Source organism: Halorubrum salinarum, from assembly GCF_013267195.1.
GTDB classification, from domain to species: domain Archaea; phylum Halobacteriota; class Halobacteria; order Halobacteriales; family Haloferacaceae; genus Halorubrum; species Halorubrum salinarum.
In genome coordinates this window covers 2,305,693-2,322,775 of sequence record NZ_CP053941.1, presented here as the reverse complement: position 1 = coordinate 2,322,775, position 17,083 = coordinate 2,305,693, and the positions used below count along the sequence as shown (strand labels likewise).

Here is a 17,083-nt window from a genome sequence, read left to right as displayed (position 1 = left end):
CGGCGTCGAATCGTCCGCGTTCGGTTGTTGTGTCATGAGTTGTGTGATCGTGTTATCGGCGGCGACGTTCCTTCGAGAGGGCTTTCGCGTCCCACTCGATCGGTAAGTCGTGTTCGTCGGCGAACTCCTGTACGAGCGCCAGGAACCGGTTTTTTGCCCCGGTGTCAAGCACCGCGTTGGCGTCCGCCTGCTGAAGTATCTCCGGGTACCCGCGGCCGACCCCGGCTTCCGCCCGCACGACGTCGAACACGTACTCCGCCCGGTCGTCCTGAAGCACCCACCCCGGAAGCTCGACGCGATCGAGAGCGTCTCCGCCGGGGACGTTGAGGTACGCGAACAACACGTCGTCCCAGAACGCGTACTCTTCGCCGCGGTACTGCGTCGTCAACGCGTCAACCGCGCCGTCCTGCCGGTTACTGAATAACTGCGACCGGTCGCCCCAGTGGTCGATGAACGGATCCAGGATCCGGGAGTCCGCGACAAACGGCCGGTCACCCAGCACGTCCGGGTACCGCCGGCGCAGCAGTTTCGCCAGGTTCGTGCTGCCGCTCCCGGCCGTGTACCCGACGACCGGGACGCCGTGGTGTTCCGACGCCGCCAACACCATCGCCATCGGCTCACGGTAATACTCGTCGCGGACATCCGGCGCGAACGTGTTGGCGAACGACGGGACGAGCGGCCCGTCGTACAACACGACCGGCGGCGGCGTCACGTCCGTGAACCGCTCGATGCAGTCGATGATCGTCCGCGCCTCCTCGCGGTACCGTTCGTGCGCCGGTGCCTGCCCGTCCACGTACCGCCGCCCGTCATCACGGTCCTCCGTCAGGTCCGCGGGGACGAGTAGCCGCGTTGAGACGTCCTCCTCGTAATCGCGGGACGGTGAGTGCCCGTTCCGACACCACGCGGTCTGCACCAGGCCGAGCGGGACGGTGAACTCGCGCGTCGGCCCGATCTCCGACCCGTCCGCCGCCACCGTTGACACGCCGGCCAACACGTCCGCCGCGAACTCGTTCACCGCCTCGTGATTATCCCACGGCACCGACGCATCGAACGGCACGACCGGGCCCGACACCGCATCCCACTCGCGCGTCGGGACCGCACCCGGGTACGAATCGCGGTCATCACCGACCGCGTCACGAACCGCCGCCTGCGACTCCGTCACCGCGTCGCGGAGCCGATCACGGTACACTTCGACGACGCGCGTGTCGTCGTGGGTGAACCGGTGGATCTCCGCCTTGTTCGCTTCCAGTTGCTCGGCGACGCGTTCAGGGTACAACGGCATTACTGAGACACCACCCGCGTGACCTCATCGGTCTCGTCTTTTTCGAGCACGACCGCGCGCTCAGTCATCGCCTCGAACGTCCGGTCGTGACTCACCACAGTCAACTGCCCGAGCCCCTCCAGCGACTCCAACTGATTCACGAGGTTCTGCTTCTTCTCCGTGTCCAGGTTCGCCGTCGGCTCGTCAAGGAACGCCATCCCGACGCTCGCCAACCGTTCAAGAATCGCCAACCGGACCGCGAGCGCCGCCGCCATCTTCTCCCCGCCGGACAGCGAATCGAACGGCTTGTCCTGCCCCTTCACGCGGACACGGAGATTGTACGTCTTATCCCACACCAGCGTCTCCGTCGGATTCCCGCGGAGCTGCTGAAACACCTCGTTCGCTCGGTGCCCGATCTCCGTCGTGATCAACTCACGAAGGTCCGCCGCCCCCTGCTGTAACGTATTCCGCGACCACCCAGCGAACCGCTTGTCGCGCTCTAACTCAGTGATCTCCGCTTCGAGCGCTTCTTTTTCCGACTGTTTCTCGTACAAGTCATCCAGCTTGCTCTGCTTGCCACTCAGATTCTCTTCAACGGTTTCTCGCTTGCCTGACAGGCGATCTTTCTCCGTTTCGAACGCGTCAATATCGCTCTCCAACGCCCCTAATCGCTCCTCATCGAACTCCGAGTCCAACTCATTGATTTCATCCCGGACATCCTCTGCTCTCGATTGAAGGCTCTCTAACTCGGAGCGCGCTTCCTCTACCGCTTCCGCTCTCTCGTCGCGTTTCTTCGCCTCATCCTCTTTAGCGAGGTATGTTTCATATCCCTCTCTCGTCTCTGCTAACGTCTCCTTCACCGCCTCAAGCTCCGAATCAAGATCGCCGTACGACGCGATCTCCTCATCAAGCTCCGCGACTTCAGTTTCTAACTTCTCAATACGGTCCTGAATACATTCCAACTCTGACTCGGCGGACTTGTTATCCTCGTACCGAGTCTTGGCCCTCGTATACTCCTCCTTGACACCGTCGAGCTCTTCGAGACGACGCTGTTTCTCAGGGAGATCCTCTGTACGTGCTTCGAGGTCGGACCGCTCGCTCCGCAGCTCCTCGATCGTCGATTCGATGCTGGCGATCTCCTCCTCCAAGTCGGCAATCTCGGATTCGTACCCAGGAATTTCAGACACCGCATCGGCCGCGGCCTCCGCGTCATCGATCTCGCCGCTAAGCTCATCAAGCCGAGCGTCAATCTCCGGGAATTCCGACGACTCGATTTCCTCGATCCGCGCCGTGTTCTCCTCCATCACCGAATCACGGTGCTCCGCCGTGATCGGTCGATCGCACGTCGGGCACGGCACATCCGACGCATCGCCAACGTCGATATCGTTTAGCTCCTCGTTTTGCGCTTCCAACTCCTCCACTTCGTTTTCCAGCGACTCCCGCTCAACGGACAACTCACGCTGCTCCTCACGCAGCGTATCGAGTTCCTCGGCTTCATCGCGCTGCGCTTCAGCCGCCTCGATTTCGTCCTCCAGGTCCGATATTTCGTCTCCCAAGTCCGATATCTCGGCTTCGTGCTGGCTAATCTCTTCGTCGATCGCAGCGATCCGTTCGACGTCATCCTCAAGATCCGAGACCTCCTCCTCTAACTCTCGATACTCCTCGACATCAGACTCAAGCTCTTCGAGCCGCTGTTCGGCCTTGGTCGCGGTCTCAACGTCCTCTTTTTTCTGCTCAGCCTCGGCCCGCTTCCGGTCGATCTCCCCCTGAATCTCGTCACGCTCACCGACTAACTCATCACGCTCTTCGATTTCCTCTTCCAACCGTTCGCGCTCGCTCTCCGCCTCGCGGTGTGCCTCGTACTCATCTTCAACGTTGGACAACGTCTCGACTGCGGCTTCGGCGTCCTCCAGCGTCTCCTCGGCTTGTTCGAGTTGCTGCTCTGCGGCAGGGATCTTGGTCTCCTCAAGTGATTCCAACTCGCTTCGCTTCTCATCAAGCGCGGACTCGACCTCCTCAAGCGCCGCACGGTTCGACTGTAACACCGCCACACGGTGTTCAATCGTCGCAATGTCTGCTTCGTACTCTCGCAGTTCGTCTTCTAACCCCTCGACCTCCGATTCGACGGCCGGCAAGTCATTCAGTTCGCCACGGAGTTCACTGACCTCCTCGCTTTTCTCGCTGATCTCCTCATCGAATTCGCTCTGTAGGCCACTCAGCGACTTGTACGCCTCCCGGTACCGCTCGATGTCGAACAACGGGTCGAACGTGTCCACGCGCTCCTTCTCGCTTTGCGTGAAGTCCGCGAGGAAATTCGTCTGCGGCACCCCGACGCTCCGCTCCCACACTTCCGATAGGTCGTCCGCGTCGTCTACGCCGATTTTCTCCGCGACCCACTCTTTGATCGCCGACCCGGTGTCCAGTCCGAGCGCGTCCCCGTTCGCATCGAGCACGTCGAACTTGTACCGCCCGGCCCAGCGCCGCACTGTGTACACCTCACCCGTCTCGACGACCCGGAACGTCACTTCGACGTGCCCGGAATTCTCGCCATCTCGCACGAGGCGGTCTTGATTGTCGAACGGGTGCGTGTCGAATAACGCGAACCCGATTGCTTCCTGTACCGTGCTTTTCCCCGACCCGTTCTCCCCGACGATCGCCGTGACGCCGTCGCCGAGCTCGATCGTCGTCCGGTCCGCGTAACTCTTGAAATCCTCTAACGTCACCGACTCGATAACGACCGTCACTCCGCCTCACCTCCTTCAGCGGCGGCCGCTTCGTTCGTTTCTCCTGGCTCGCCGACGCCGTCCGGGAACAATTCCCGACGGCGCTCTCGCAAGTACGACGCCGCCTCACCGACACCGGCACCGTCCTCAGTGACGAGTCCCTCCAGTTCGTCAAGCGTCGACGCAACGTCGTCTGCGGCGGTACTGTACCGCGACTCCTCAGCGAGCGTCGTGAACACGCGTTCCTGTAACGCGTCCGTGTTCACCGTCCCGTCAGCCGCGAACGCCTCGTCACGATCGATATCCCCGAGCAGCTCCTGAATCGCTTTCCGCTCCGTGTTATCCGTCGGCTGTACGTACAACGCCTCCAGCGTCTCCTCTGCGATGTCTCGTAACGCATCGACGTCGAACGCGACGTGATCGAGCAACAGCGTCCCCGTCAACCGCAGGTTCACAATCGGATCACGACGCGACCCGTCACCCGCCTGGAACTCCACCTTACCACACACGCGCTCAACCCTGCCTTGTTCGTCACGCACCGCGTCCTCGAACGCTGCGCGGAGATCGTCGAACGTCCGGTACCCCGACACGTCGAACTCGACCGTCACGTACGGCCGTCGCTTCGACACGCGGTGATCCGCCGACCAGTCGGCCGCATCCACAACGTAGTACCCGTGCGCGTCGTCCCACCGCCCCTCCTGTACCGAGAACGCTTCCAAGCTCCCCGGATTGTACACGTTCTCCACCTCGTACCGCTTGTGAATGTGGCCGAGCGCCACGTAATCCACCGCGTCCATCAGCGGCGTCAACGACGCGACCGACACCGTCGCACCCAGATCCGGCACCGCATCATCCACACCGAAATGCGCCAACACCACCGTCGCCGCCGGCTCCCCTTCAGCCGCGTTCACGGCTTCGATCCCGTCCACGACGGCCGAGATCTGGCGTTCCATGTACGCACCCCGGTACTGAACACCGAACACGCGAACCGTCCCCTCGTCCGTCTCCAAATCAACGTACCCGCCGCCACCCTCCCGCGAAGACTCCACGTCAGTCGGAGCGAACGACGCGCGGTCATCAGCGAAATCAGCCGACAACAACGTGATCAGTCCCTTGTTATTCAGATACTGTAGCCACGTCAAATCCCGTCGGCGACTCATGTTCTGATCGTGATTCCCCGGACTCACGATCACCGGCACCTCGACGTCCGCGAGCACGTCTTCTACCGAGGCGAGCGTCTCCGGCCGCACGTCCCGACTGTCGAACAAGTCGCCCGGGAGTAGTATTGCGTCGGCATCCTCAGCCGAAACTTGCGACAGCGCGTGCTGGAACGAGAGTTTCGCATCAGTCGCTCGCTGCGGTACGCCGTACTGCTGCCGACCGAGATGAATATCCGCCAAATGGAGGAATCGCGTCACACACATATCACTTACCGGCGGGGTAATAAACCTACACTCAGCGGGGTGAAAGTAAAACGAAGAGTAGAGTTGAGCCCCCACAATTCCTCCACACTAGACTTTCAATCCAGTCTCCCGTCCAGTCTGATTACGATTCAACAGAACTGTTTGCCCCTGTAGTTGCGATGTAACCTCGTCAGAATTCCTTACCCGGTCGGTGTGTCGATCATATAGCAGAACCAATCAGCCCTAGAGAATCGCAATAGAATATTCAAACTATATTTTATTGAAACTAAGCATCGGATTATTTGTAATTTGGAATTCTATATCGAAAGACATGTTGTCGGAAATAGATACGACGTCGTTACCGACCATATTCGCAAGGCACAAGCTTGGTAGCGGGGTTCAGTCGCTCTGGGACAGCGAACAGATTGCGATTAACTGGGGGGACACCCCGAGCGCAAATCCAGATGATTACCAAGACCGCGGAGCGACTGAGATCGGGAAACTAAACGATGTTGCCTCAGGGGGCGCAATCGTTGGAGCAGCATACAGGAGCGTCCACAAAAACAAGATGCTGGTCGGCGTTATTCCACCGGGATCCGAAATCAATATTCTATTCATTCACGAAGATGACATACTCCGATCCGAGAGTGTCGAACCAGGCAGTAGTATAGAATACCCTGAAGGCCTGCCGAAGGAATGTACTGTTCATAAAGCCGTACAGGTGAAAGACTGCGTCACCGTCACAAGACAGGAACAGCCTCTGCTTTTCGATAACGGAGTGAGGCCTCCCTTCTGGTCGATTTGTGATTGGGACGGAGGAGAGGATCAGTTGCGTGCGATAATTCGTGGCGAGTTACCACCGTATGATGTCGGATCTCTCACTACCGACCAGTTAGAAATTGTCTGTGAAGAGTACCTACGTATTGTTGACGACTCATACCATCGAACTGCTGGAATTGGAGGGACCACTTCGGACGTGGATATTATCGGAGCGAGTGGTGACGACCTCGTATGGGCGCAAGTCACGCAAGGAGGGACTGAAAAGGTAGAACGCAAAATCGAAAAGCTAGGTGACTATACCGATGAGGAAGCGCGGGTAATCATGTTTGCGCCAGCAAGTTCTCGGCCAGCAACGATGGACGAGAATATCACGTTCATTCCAGTTGAGGGTGTTTTTGAGACCGTTAATCTAAACGAGACAGGTACGCTCCTGCTGAGTCGGCTCCTCGGACGGATGGACTAGCAATCCGTCCATCCAACGCCGAGAAAACCACCACGATATCCTTGTTCAGGCTATCAAGCGAAAGCAGGCCCAGTGTAACGATTTGATGAGGTTCAACAAACGCTCTGTCTCACTTATAATCAAAACACATGACAAATGGAACGCAAGATCTCGATATTCCACAAGCGATTGAACCGGGTATTTTCTACTATATAAAACCATATTCCTGGTGAACGATTTAATCCGTCAGGACCCAGTATTTAGAGTGTTCAGTAAATCGTTTCACGGGAATTTTTATTTATTATCAATCCCCTCCATATGGCTATTATGGGACTTGGAAAATACGTCCTCTGGAAGCAAACGCCACTTGACAAGCACACTTACCTCGCAGCGAGAGAGGTTAACTCAGATTTTCACTCAAAAGGTGAGATAGGCCCGACGTACAGACAGCATCTACTTCTTGAGTACCGAGAGCTGAAGGGGTGTCCACCGAAGCGGGACGAGAACGGTCAGTTGCGGAGTTCAAAACAGGCACAACTGGACCGCGCGTGGGCACCTGTCGCAGAGCGGTTTGACCGATCACCAGAGGCAATTCGCAGCTGCGTGATGAAACTCTATGACGATGTAGATCTCGAAGCGGCTCGTGAAAGAGCCAAACAAACAGGGGACGACGAACTATTGGCCGAGGTAAAAAAGTACGAACAGATGCCGAAGACAGCCTGGCTGCGAGAGGAATTCGACGAGATCTTGGAACTAGCGGCTGAGCGCCGGGAAGAAACGGAAACCGACGACGATTAGAAGGTTCTCACTTGACCGCCTAACCCTCCAGTTATATTGGTGAGCCAAGAGAAGATGTAGCAATGGCTGTCTCACTTGCGGAACCAACTGTGCTTGCTGCCGCGAAGGAGACGCTGTACCCTGACGTAGACACGACCCCGGACCAGTACGCAGTCACGGAAACACAGTTCACGCAATCCACATGGGGTGGGTGGACCGTCCCTGACACGATTCGGAACCGTCTCGCACCGTACAACACGCTCCGACTCCACGCAGGAGAACCCGACTTACTCGGCGTTGGCATGCCAGCCACCGATGTCCTAAACGGCGACGCGGCCACGACGCCAGTCACGGTGATAGAAGCGAAAGGCCACAACACTAACCCAGGTGACGCAGACGTCGCTCGGGGCATCACGCAAGCACACGCCCATCTCCCAGAGGTCAACCTCGGGTACGTCGCCGCACCAGCCCCCAGTATCACTGACGCGGCACGCGCACAAGCCAGGAACCTCAACGTCGGCGTCATCGCCGTGGAAGACACTGACTCTGCGCGTGTCGTCGAGCCTGCCCGGGTTACTGGTGCCGGTGAGTTCTCCACGACGATCGACGCGGTGCGACTCCAAGCCACCACGCACCGACTCACCGACGGGAGTTTTCCAGTGAATCACCCGAAAAACTATCTCGGATACGCGCTCGCACTCGCAGCCGATGGCGACACTAACACCGTGTACGCCGACAACGTCATCAACGCTATTTCTGGTGGGCGGCGCGGCGCGATCCTGTTGAATCTCGTCGACGACCAACCCACCGGCGACTCACTCACACACCTCGGCGCAGAAGTCGTCCGCTTCGCCCGCGATCAGCACGGCAGTATCACCGCTGCACTCGCCGAATTCGACACGTGGACCGGCCGGTCAAAGAGATTCACCGAGCTCGCTCCGCGATGGGCACAGCTCGCCCGTTCAGTCGCCATCCAATACGAACCCACGCAGCTCATCACCACCGCACTCGAACGCCTCCATCAAGACGGGACGCGGGACGCGACCCTCGCCGACGTCGCACTCGAAGCCACACGCATCAACCAGCCACTTGCCGTCGAAGTGTTCTTCACCCAACATCGCCGCGACGACGTTCTCACCGCAGACGGCGATATTAACCAGTCCGTCCTCGGAGACCCAACGATCTACAAATCCGGCATCCACTTCCAATTCAAATACCAGCTCTACCACCTCGGAATCCTCACCACCGGTGGCACTGACGACAAGGACGCTGTGTTGAGCGACACGTGGCGGTTAGAACACTCGATTAGAAGTGTACAATAGCTCGTTGAATCTCTTTTGTGTGTGAAAAGAACAGTTAGTACTCATTCTTACAGAGGTAGATCTGATCAAGGCAATGACCAGCACATGGGTGTGAGCCGGTAGCGTTATGATTCGCGTCAGTTTGTATACCAGATATGAGTGAGGAGTTCATCGAAGAGATTGACGACATTCTCTCAGATGTACTCAGCGACGTCGATTCTACATCACCTGCAGAGATTGAACAGAACATCACGTTCGGACAGTCGGTGTCTGCTGAGCGGCAAACAGCGATCGTAGATGGCCGGATCAACCAGTTAGCGGCTGAGTTAGATGTTCCCGAGGCGGCCGTCGATCTTGCGAAATCCCTGCGCGATCAGTACCGTAACCAGCGCGGAGACCTCATCGGGACCGCGCTCGAATTAGTCGCCGCCTCGTGCTTGTACTGCGCGGTCAAAGTCACGGAAGTCCCGTTGGATCCGACTGATTTCGTCGCTGCTGACGATACCGTTGTCACGCGGAAAGCACTGCTTCGCCGTTCGAAAGATATTGCGAGTACCGTCGGACTCGATCCGTCTGCGTTCTTTGGCAGCGAACACTACGTGGACCGGTACTGCGACGCGCTTGACGTGACTGACGCAGTCAACGAGCGTGCACGGGAAATCATCGAAATCACCGAAGAGTCCGGGTTGTCCAGCGGGAAAAGCCCGTCCGGGTGGGCCGCTGCCGCCGTGTACAACGCGTGTCTCGACGTCGGGGAGAAGCGAACGCAACAGGAACTCAGCCGTGTAGCGAACGTCTCCGAAGTAACGATCAGAAACCGGTATCAGGAACAGCGCGCGGAGCTGCGACAGGTAGATTCGCTCCCATCGGACCCAGTTGGCGTCATCAACCACGTTGTAGATGCGAGCGGAGTTGACAATCCTACGCGGGAACTAGCTGAACTCCTTATCCGGGAGGCACGCAGCGAACAGTACCCTGTCGACGCCGACGCGACACTGTGGGGATTAGCTGCACTGCGCCGCGCATCTCAGCTCACGGACGGGGATGTCAAGCTCAAAACTCTGTCACAGCATATCGACGAAGATTCAGATGCGATTAAATCTCGTGCTTCTGGTCTACAGTCTGTCATTACACAGGCAGAGTTAGATGAGTTCCGAGCGACTCATGTACAGTAACGGTCTCGTCAGATTCAGTACTACAGACACATGTCCCTACCTACTGGAAATAACACGATGATAACGGGTGAGTGGTGGGTATGCTACTAACCGCAGCAATCCTGTTGCTTCTAATTGCGTTGTTCACCCGGAACGCCGTGTGGGCAGGTATGAGTACGGTGATTTACGTTGCGGGCGTGGGAGTTGCTGCGATTGGTTGGATCTTGGATAGTTTAGCAACTGTTCTTCCGGTCGTGTCAGGATGGGGTGACGTGTTGTTATCGTTCGTAACCTGGCCATTCGATCTTCCGGTGTGGCAATCGGTTGTGATAGCGACAGTCCTGTTTGTTACTGCGCTCAATATCGTTGAGAGCGGAACGTCAACGACCGGTGACGGATCCGACACTCCAGACGCTGATGGGATACCAAACGTCGAAGAGCTCCCCGGAGTTGGCGAGCACAAAGCAGATACGTTGCGCGATGCCGGGTACAAGGATGCTGAAGATATTCTCACAGCAACGAAAGCGGAACTAACGGAGGTAGATGGTATCGGAACAGCGCTCGCTGCAAGACTCACAACAACGGTTACAGAGAGGTACGGAGACCGCAAGGGAGATTCACCGAAAACGCATGGCACTACATCGTCGCCAAGCGAAGATTCGAATGACGAAACAACGGCTCACGAATCCACCGGGACAGCACATACCGACCGTGAAAAAACCCGGTTAGTAGCCGGGCTTGAGCTGACGTGCGACCGGATCGAAACACTAGTTGAAACCGACGAGGTCAGCGAAGCAAACGAACGAATTCCAGCAACGCGTGCTGCGGTAAGCCAGACCCGAGACGCGCTCACCACGCTATCAAGTGACCGTGATTTGCGGTTGCGTGTGAACGACGTTGAAGACCGGTTAGACGCGGTTCCGACGGAAGCCGAAGCGCAGTATCACGAGCTCGTCACTGATGGCGACGAGCACGTCACAGCCGCGCAGGAGGCAGTCGAAACCGGGGAAATCGAGGCGGGGCTGGAAGCGTGTGAGAACGCACATGCTGTGTATCGGTCGGCTCGACAAATAGGGGAGACAGCGAACGAACAGTGGTTCACGGAGGAGAAGGCGGCGTTGGACGGCCGGATTACGTCGGTTGAGGCGCTCACGGACCGGCTTGAATATGAACGGGAGGTACAGCAAGCGGAAGCGACGATTGACACGTTGACACAGCGAGTTTCGTCACTCAAAGAGACATCCGAACTCCAGGAAGCTGAAGACGTCATCCAGTCCATCGTCGACGACGGGAACAACGCGCTCGACCGTCTTCCGGATGACATCACCGCGCCAGAACTAGAGCGGCGCGTCGCGCATCTGCGCGAGCAAGTCACTGAATTTGAAGCCGTCGCCGAGCATCTCGCGGCGCAATCCGCGTCCACACCGTCGCACACACCTACTGAGCCGGGGAGTGAAACGGCGTCATCAACGAGTGAGGAGACCCGTGATACCGTAGATTCACCGGCGACAGCAACGGATGACCGCGAAGACAAGAAATCGACAACGTCGGAACGATCGAGCGACGCAGTGCGTGACACGGAGGGGCCGCGTTCAGTTGTGCGGACCGCAGCCGGTATCGAAGAGACGCCACAGCACACCGCCCCAGTCGTGTTACGGATTCGAGAACAGTTGACGGAAGACGGCCGCCGACACGTGTTCCGCGCGGAGACGAGCGACGGCGAGTCAGTGCAACTCGACGTGTGGAACCGGCATCTCAGTGAGTTTAACTGGGAACCGGGCGCGTGGTACGCGTTCGAGAAGGTGCGCGGCCAGCAGTGGACGGTGAACGGTGAGTCAGGCGTAACCGTCAGCACGACACCAGACGTGACCGTCACGCAGCGCGATTCGGCACCTGACGCTGACGTGACGGCCGGGTAGCGGCACCGCCGATACTGTTTTATTTACTGGTTGATGACAAGTGGACAAGCAGTTATCGCCCCGAATAATGGATCCGTTCAAAAATCAGGTCGATGATCGCACTTCGTACACGGATCTTGACGAGCAGTTCTACGACGCGCGGCTCGCCAAAGACTCGTTGACGCAAGGCGACTGGCCGTCACAAATCGACCGGGCCGCGATCGATGTCACGTACGGGGTCGCGCTCGGAACCACTGATTCGGCGTTCGATCAGGGGGCGACGATTGGCCGCATGGACTTCGGTACCGCGTGCGGCCCGCACTACGTTGACGGGTTGCGAGCGCTTGCAGGGACACAGTCAGACCTGCCGCAGCTCATTAGCGAGCACGACGCAAGCGATATCGGGGATTTGGCCTTCCGACTGAACGAGCTGCGCGTCGAACTCACGAAACTCGGGTTAGACGACAGCGAAATCGGTGATCTCAACCGCGCAACCGAGGCGCTCATCGAGAAACTCATCACGCAACACGGCGACGAGACGTTATCCCGCCAACCGCTACAGCAACCGGAAGCCGTCGCTGACCTGCTGTATCAACTGTTCTCCGACCCGGCTGTGACGAACTACGCAGAGATTCTCATCGACTCAATCACCGCAGACACCGGAAACAGCATCGGCGGGGACAGCCTGTTAACACACCTCGATAGACCGCAAATGGTGACGCCGCTGTGGGATCATCAGCGACGCGCCATCACGAACTGGGTTGCCAACGGGACGACCGGGTACGTGAACATGGCGACCGCCACCGGGAAAACCGTGCTCGGCCTCGCCGCCATCGCACACCTGTTCGGTGACTTACACCCTACCGATACGGCTGACATCCCGGCAGCAACACGGTCACCGACCGGACGCGCAACCGTGCTTATCGTCGCCGGACAGGATTTACTCCTCGAACAGTGGCAAAGCGAATTCGACGAACACCTGAACATCCCGCGGAGCCGCACCGAAACAGACAGCGACGGTGACCGCCGCATCGAACTCGCGTGGGGCGACATCGAATTCCGCACCGCACAGGAACTCCTCGCAGCGGACCCCGGGCTCCACTACGACCTCGTCATTCTGGACGAAGCCCACCGGTACAGCAGCGGGCGGCGCGACAGTCGCGGATGGCGCGACCTGTTCGACGACCTCACGACGAACGCCGACAGCGTCCTAGCGATGTCCGGGTCGATAGACGACGAATGGCTCGGTGACTCCGGCGTCAAAGACGCGCTCGAAGCGAACCTCGCACAGTGCATCGAGTTCGGCATCACCGAAGCCCGCGAGCAGAACGTCATCGCAGATTTCCGGTGGGACGTGTGTTACGCCGCAAGCAACTCTGGAGACACGCTCTCCGGGGTCGCCGACTCGACGACCACACTCACACCGGCATACGACACCGACACGCACAAATTCACACCGCAAGAGCTCACCGGTGACGTCCCAGCGACCGTCCCGGACACGTTCGAGACGCTCCGGGACCTCCGGTCGTTCGCGCAGAGTAAAGACGGGAAAGACGCGCGCGATCAGTCAGAATCGTTCGACACGTTCGCCACCGCAGCGTTCTCCCGCCGACCGAAACGCTGGCAACTCAACCCGCCGCACAACACGATCCGGCAGCTCCTCACCGAACACGTTCCGGATCGGAAAGCCGTCGTCCTCGTACAGAGTTACGCGCAAGCCGACGCTGTCTCTGAACATCTTGCGGACTGGTTCGACGCGGACACCGTGTACACGCCGGCGAAGGACGAAGCCGCGCCGTACGACACGATCGCGGCGTTCAAACAAGCGGACGCCGGCGTGCTCGTCGGGCCCGGTGACGTGCTCGGCGTCGGTGTTGACCTGCCCGACGCCGGCATCGCCGTGAACCTCGCTAAAGGCGGGGTGAACGCGTCACTCATTCAACGCATCGGCCGGATCCTCCGGAATCCGACCGGCGACAAGCACGCGCACTTCTACCACGTCGTCACCATCCCCGGCGAGGCCGACGCGCGTCTCCCCGGCGAAGACGGCCGGCGACTCCTCCGCCGCGCCGCCGAATTCCGCGCACTCGGGTCCCGATTCCGCGAACACCCCGGGTTCGTCGCCGTCACCGACACCACCAGTCACATCCTCTGCGAACTCGAAACCGCCGGCGCACGCGCCACCATCGCCGACAACCGCGACACGAGCGACATGGTCGACGACGACGTCGCCCGCACCCTGTTAGATGAACTCATCGACGAGATCAGCTTGACACTCGACGACACGCGCGACCAGCCCGTACTCACGACGTACTGGCAGCCCGAATCACTCACCCCCGGCGCGATGCCCGTCCACGACAGCGTCACCCAACCCAAATCCACGGACCAGTCGGAGGACACGAGCGACACCACTCCGACGGACATCACCGTCACAGTCACCGACACGAACGACTCACCGATCGGGAACGCTGTAGTCATCGCCGAAACAACCACTGACTCCACCGAGAGCATTACCGACGCGGACGGCACCGTCACCATCACACCGCCAACGTCTGGCAGTGACCGGTCGCTGTTCGTGTCTCGCGCTGGGTACCAGAACCAAACCAGCGAGCTTCCAAGTGAGAACAACACGGTCACAATCACACTTCCGGACGCAACGCACACTGTCCTGACCGCACACGCAGACGAGGACAGTGACTCTGATGACACCGAAACCGACTCCGAAGACGAACATGCTGAGTCTGTACAACCAGACGTGGACGAACTATGTGCTGAAATTCAACGTGTTGATGGCGTCCTTGCCGGGTACCCGACTCTTGAGGACATGGACACGCACAGCAGGTACGCACCCGCACGCTACATGGACGTGTTCGAATCGTGGACCGATGCGCTACACGCTGCCGACATCGATCCGGACCAACGCGTCATCGATGACGTACAACGCGTCGCCGACACCGTCGATGGCGTGCCGACAATAAGTGACATCACCACGCACAGCCACTACACCCCAGCCACACTCGGCGAGCACTTCGGCAGTTTTGACGCTGCCATCGCCGCCGCCGGCGTCCACGACCAAGACCAGTCCTCACCATCTTCACCCGACACTGACACTGACTCCGCGAAAACTGGTTCGGCTAGTACCACGCAAAATACAAGCGAGCCGGCGGAGACAACGAGTACGTCGTCCACTGTCTCGGATACTGAGGCACCTGCTACGGACACACCCACTGAGACCTCCACGCGTGACAAGCTCATCAGTGAACTACAGGCGTTGGCGACTGACTGGGATAACATCAACCGGAAGCTCCTGTACTCCGTCGGCAGTCACCATCCGGACGAGTACGAAGAGGTCTTCGGGAGTTTGGACGCCGCACTCGTTGAAGCAGGCGTCGCCGACCCGGACACCGTGAAGACAGTCATCGCAGCCCAATCGACACTGACCGATAAGCAGAACGAACTCATCGGTGAACTACAGGATCTCGCAGATGAGTGGGATACGATCGACCGGAAGCTCCTGTACTCCGTCGGCAGTCACCACCCAGATGAGTACGATGACGCATTCGGCAGTGTGGACGCTGCACTCGTCGAAGCAGGATTGGCAGACACCGATGCGACCGGTGACGACGCAGCCGTCTCAACTGACGAGACCTCGACAGACACGACATCCACGGCGACGACCGAGAAACAACCGCAGTCAGTCGATTCGAGTACCACCGCTGAGATTCCTTCAAACGAACTTGCTGAACTGTACGTCGCGTTCGATCGGTTCCAGCACCTGTTAACCGAACTCGCGGACAAACTCGACACCGATGGTACCACCCCAATGGAGCGATGGGCCGAAGCCGTGGCCGATCACTGGGGCGAGGACGGGCCAGACGGCGCACCAAACTACGGAACCCAACAGCGCGACCGGAACGACTTCAGCATCAACGACTACCGCGACGCGCACGGCGACGGCGACCGCGTCACTGACTTCCACCACGTCGAATTCGCCGCCGTCAACGACCGCATCCAGCACTTACTCGGCGACGCAATCGAAGACTGGGACCACGCCGTCCCCGTCACACCCAAATCGAACACGCCGCTCCCCGTCGCTATCACCAGCACCGACGCACTCAACACGGCCTTCGAACTCCTCGACGAATTCCCTGCATACCCTGACGCCGACCGCCCAACACCGGACGATACCAAAATGGACACGGACGGTCCCATCCTGCCCGACGGTCGCGTCGACACACTCACCGTCACCGTCCTCGACCGCGACCAAAACCCCGGCTCGAAACGCGACGCCCGCCTACAAGTCGCACTCACAGACGGCACCGAAGTCCCGCTCGACATCTGGAGCACGCACGACCTCTCACTCGACTGGACCGTCGGCGACACTTACACAATCGAGCAAGCCCGACACAAAAGTTGGGAGACAAGCACCGGAACCGGCCACGAACTCAGCAGCACGAAAGACTTCCACGCCACGCCAACTGACACCGGCTCTGCGGGCAACACGCCGGATATTAACCTGCCGTCACAAGCGGGCACGGACACGAATTCGACTTCCGAGCGTAGCCGAGACGCCAGTACGAGCGGCGCAAAAAGCGCTTCGAGCAGTGGGAGAAGTCAATCGAGCAGCAGCGGCACCCCGAGCCGGGGCGATCTCCTCGACGCGATACAGCGCGTCGGCGAGACGATCGACCGGCCGTTGAAAGCGGGTGACGTAAGCGACACCACAGCGTATTCCGTGAATGACGTCACGCGCGTGTTCGGATCTTGGCAGAACGCACTCGACTCAGCCGGCATCGATAACAAAGCCCGACTCATCGACGACCTGCACCGCATCGCCCACAAACTTGGACACCGGCCCACCACGACCGAAATGAACGAGCACGGGCACGTCTCCGCCACCACCTACGCCACGTACTTCGGCACGTACACCGCCGCGATTGAGCAGGCATTCGATGAAACGGAAGCCACTGCCACTCGTTCATCGACCGAAGTAGACACCACAGATCGAAGTAAGTCTGCTAAAACAGATCCTGAGACAAGTACAGCGACGGATGCGACAGTGACCGAGCTAGACACTGAAGGCGGAAACCAGGAAGGTGCTAGTGATCACGACGACACTGTAACAAATTCCGACAAAGGGATTATTAGCGATATTATGAATGATTTCGACGAGCTTTCTGATTCTGGATCAGAGTGACACCACCAACGTCAGAACGGCTTCGCATATACGTTTGACAACGGTTACAACCCCCTTTGTCGAGGACCGGTTTTAGTACAACTTTCGCACAAAAATTTATAAATTAAATTGAACACTTGTTTAGGATCAAAGTAGGGTAACCAGCTA

9 protein-coding genes are annotated in these 17,083 nt (G+C 58.8%); 6 read left to right on the top strand and 3 right to left on the bottom strand.

Features of this window, described 5'->3' with window-relative positions; translation table 11 throughout:
• Window positions 1–52: 52 nt before the first annotated feature.
• The 3 genes from HPS36_RS11860 to HPS36_RS11850 are packed head-to-tail and all read right to left on the bottom strand — an operon-like array spanning window position 53 to window position 5,408.
• Window positions 53–1,282, bottom strand: coding sequence for a DNA double-strand break repair nuclease NurA (locus HPS36_RS11860; protein ID WP_173230298.1), 1,230 nt, complete (start codon window positions 1,280–1,282; stop codon window positions 53–55).
• Complete coding sequence (locus tag HPS36_RS11855; protein ID WP_173230297.1) at window positions 1,282–4,005, bottom strand: AAA family ATPase; 2,724 nt, start codon at window positions 4,003–4,005, stop codon at window positions 1,282–1,284. Before HPS36_RS11855 ends, HPS36_RS11860 begins: the two co-directional genes overlap by 1 nt.
• Window positions 4,002–5,408, bottom strand: coding sequence for a metallophosphoesterase family protein (locus HPS36_RS11850; protein ID WP_235681703.1), 1,407 nt, complete (start codon window positions 5,406–5,408; stop codon window positions 4,002–4,004). The genes HPS36_RS11855 and HPS36_RS11850 overlap by 4 nt, the downstream gene beginning before the upstream one ends.
• A 259-nt stretch (window positions 5,409–5,667) precedes the next feature.
• Between HPS36_RS11850 and HPS36_RS11845 the strand changes: the two genes are divergently transcribed.
• From HPS36_RS11845 to HPS36_RS11820, 6 genes are all read left to right on the top strand, one after another.
• Window positions 5,668–6,630 carry a hypothetical protein gene (locus HPS36_RS11845; RefSeq protein ID WP_173230295.1) on the top strand — a complete coding sequence of 321 codons (963 nt, stop codon included), beginning with the start codon at window positions 5,668–5,670 and terminating at the stop codon, window positions 6,628–6,630.
• Between the two features lie 306 nt (window positions 6,631–6,936).
• Window positions 6,937–7,407, top strand: coding sequence for a hypothetical protein (locus HPS36_RS11840; RefSeq protein WP_173230294.1), 471 nt, complete (start codon window positions 6,937–6,939; stop codon window positions 7,405–7,407).
• Window positions 7,408–7,469: 62 nt separating this feature from the next.
• On the top strand, window positions 7,470–8,708 hold the full coding sequence (locus HPS36_RS11835) for a hypothetical protein (protein ID WP_173230293.1): 1,239 nt from the start codon (window positions 7,470–7,472) through the stop codon (window positions 8,706–8,708).
• A 134-nt stretch (window positions 8,709–8,842) separates the two neighbouring features.
• A complete protein-coding gene (locus HPS36_RS11830) occupies window positions 8,843–9,862 on the top strand; it encodes a transcription initiation factor IIB family protein (protein WP_173230292.1) in 1,020 nt (339 codons plus the stop codon).
• Between the two features lie 149 nt (window positions 9,863–10,011).
• Window positions 10,012–11,760 carry a helix-hairpin-helix domain-containing protein gene (locus HPS36_RS11825; RefSeq protein WP_173230291.1) on the top strand — a complete coding sequence of 583 codons (1,749 nt, stop codon included), beginning with the start codon at window positions 10,012–10,014 and terminating at the stop codon, window positions 11,758–11,760.
• 67 nt (window positions 11,761–11,827) lie between these two features.
• Window positions 11,828–16,936, top strand: a complete 5,109-nt coding sequence (locus HPS36_RS11820) for a homing endonuclease associated repeat-containing protein (protein ID WP_173230290.1) — start codon at window positions 11,828–11,830, stop codon at window positions 16,934–16,936.
• The last annotated feature ends 147 nt before the right edge of the window (window positions 16,937–17,083 follow it).

Coding starts and splice junctions, on each gene's coding strand:
- HPS36_RS11860 (WP_173230298.1), bottom strand. CDS start 1,282: ATGCCGTTGTACCCTGAACGCGTCGCCGAGCAACTGGAAGCGAACAAG.
- HPS36_RS11850 (WP_235681703.1), bottom strand. CDS start 5,408: ATGTGTGTGACGCGATTCCTCCATTTGGCGGATATTCATCTCGGTCGG.
- HPS36_RS11840 (WP_173230294.1), top strand. CDS start 6,937: ATGGGACTTGGAAAATACGTCCTCTGGAAGCAAACGCCACTTGACAAG.
- HPS36_RS11835 (WP_173230293.1), top strand. CDS start 7,470: ATGGCTGTCTCACTTGCGGAACCAACTGTGCTTGCTGCCGCGAAGGAG.
- HPS36_RS11830 (WP_173230292.1), top strand. CDS start 8,843: ATGAGTGAGGAGTTCATCGAAGAGATTGACGACATTCTCTCAGATGTA.
- HPS36_RS11825 (WP_173230291.1), top strand. CDS start 10,012: ATGAGTACGGTGATTTACGTTGCGGGCGTGGGAGTTGCTGCGATTGGT.
- HPS36_RS11820 (WP_173230290.1), top strand. CDS start 11,828: ATGGATCCGTTCAAAAATCAGGTCGATGATCGCACTTCGTACACGGAT.